Raw genomic sequence first — 1,696 nt, 5'->3', positions numbered from 1 at the left:
CGACGCCGTCCCAACCGGAGCCCTGCGCCCGCCACTGCGCGCGGCAGGCCGTGCGCAGCTGGCCGAGCCCGTCCGCGCCGAACAGCATGCGGGCGTGCGCCGCCCCGACCCGGCGGGCGGCGGGCGCGCCCGAGAGGACGAAGGTGTCGGAGACGACGAGGTCGGGGCGCCACAGCTCGGCGAACGCGACCAGGTCGTCGAAGGACGAGTCGGGGTTGAACAGCGTCCGCCAGCCGGCCGCGTTGGAGGCCAGCTCGGCGGTCGGGTCGCCGAGGGGGTAGTCGCTCTGGTGCGACTTCCGGCCCCCGGCCGGCGCCGCCGGGGCGCGCTCCGGCTCCGACCGCGCCATCAGGTCCCCGAGGTCGACCTCCTCGCCGATCGGCACGGGCGTGAGCCCGGTGCGGACGACGTCCTCGGTCAGGCGGGGCGAGCAGGCGACCCGGACCTCGTGGCCGGCCGTGCGCAGCGCCCAGGCGAGCGGCGTCTGCACGTAGAGGTGCGAGCGGAACGGTGCGGTGACGAACAGTACGCGCAACGGGCCCTCCGAGCTCGGACGAATCCCGGTGATTCTGGCACCGCGGCGGACGGCCGCACTTCTCGCGGAGTGCTGTGTTCGGGGCGGCGGGGGCGGCGGGCGGCCGGGCCGGCCGGGAACAGCACGATCGAGGAAGCCCCCGTCGGCCGGGCCTCCTAGCATCGGCAGCCATGGATGACAGGTACGCCCCCAGCGCACTGTGGGAATACAACAACTCCGTCAAGGTGACCGAGCAGGGCGTGGCCGAGCTCGGATCCTTCAAGTCCGAGCCGGTGAACTTCAAGCTCGCCCTCTGGGATCCGCAGGTCAACGGCGTCCGCTACCTCAAGGCGCTCATCTTCGAACTCGCCACGCGGCTCACGCCGGAGAACCGGTCCCGCCTGCGCCGGATCCGCGGCCGCGAACTCGGATCGCCCATCACCGTGACCCACGACGGCGACCGGGTCTGCATGGACTACCTGCTCGCCGTCCACGAACTGGACTTCATCTCCCGCCACCTCCCGCTGGACGGCGCCCGCGTCCTGGAGATCGGCGCCGGCTACGGCCGGACCTGCCACGCGATCTTCGCCAACCACCGCGTCGAGGAGTACTGCATCGTCGACCTGGCCCGCGTGCTCTCGCTGTCGCGGGCGTACCTCGGCAGGGTGCTCGCCCCCGAGGACTTCGCGCGCGTCAGGTTCGTCCCGGTCGACGACACGGACGACCTGGACCGGGCCCTCGGCGGGAGCCGCTTCGAACTCTGCCTCAACATCGACTCGTTCGCGGAGATGCCGCCCGGGACGGTGCTCAACTACCTCGACCTGGTCGACCGCCGGTGCGCGGCGCTCTACGTGAACAACCCGGTCGGCAAGTACCTGGAGAAGGAGCTGGACAACCACGCCCAGGGCGAGGAGGTCGTCCGGATGGCCCTGGCGACCGGGCTGCTGCGGGACGTCCTCGACATCCACGACAGCCGCGCCGTCGAGGCGCTGGCGCCGAAGTTCCTCTCGTCCTACCGCCCCGGGCCGCGCTGGGAGACCGTCGCCGACGGCGGGGCCGTCCCGTGGAGCTACTACTGGCAGGCCCTGTACCGGCGGTCCACGGCACCCGGCGCAGGCCCCGACGAGGGCCCCGACGCGGGCGCCGGCCCGGCGTGAGCGGCCCCGCCGCGGCGGCGCGCCG

The 1,696-nt window shown here is 73.4% G+C and carries 1 protein-coding gene and 1 pseudogene; one reads left to right on the top strand and one right to left on the bottom strand.

The features are described 5' to 3' along the window. Positions 1 to 535: pseudogene (locus AE652_RS39390) on the bottom strand (hypothetical protein); the annotation flags it as partial. A gap of 170 nt (positions 536 to 705) precedes the next feature. Here AE652_RS39390 and AE652_RS39385 point away from each other — a divergent pair. Then, positions 706 to 1,671, top strand: coding sequence for a putative sugar O-methyltransferase (locus AE652_RS39385; RefSeq protein WP_049660381.1), 966 nt, complete (start codon positions 706 to 708; stop codon positions 1,669 to 1,671). Positions 1,672 to 1,696 lie beyond the last annotated feature (25 nt).

Origin of the sequence: Kitasatospora sp. MY 5-36, assembly GCF_001182915.1 — a bacterium.
Classification (GTDB): Bacteria; Actinomycetota; Actinomycetes; order Streptomycetales; family Streptomycetaceae; genus Kitasatospora.
Note: the sequence above shows the minus strand (reverse complement) of the source record. Positions and strands in the feature narration are given on the sequence as shown.

Bases quoted from the DNA above. Each gene is read 5' to 3' on its own strand.
- AE652_RS39385 (WP_049660381.1), top strand. From the start codon at position 706: ATGGATGACAGGTACGCCCCCAGCGCACTGTGGGAATACAACAACTCC.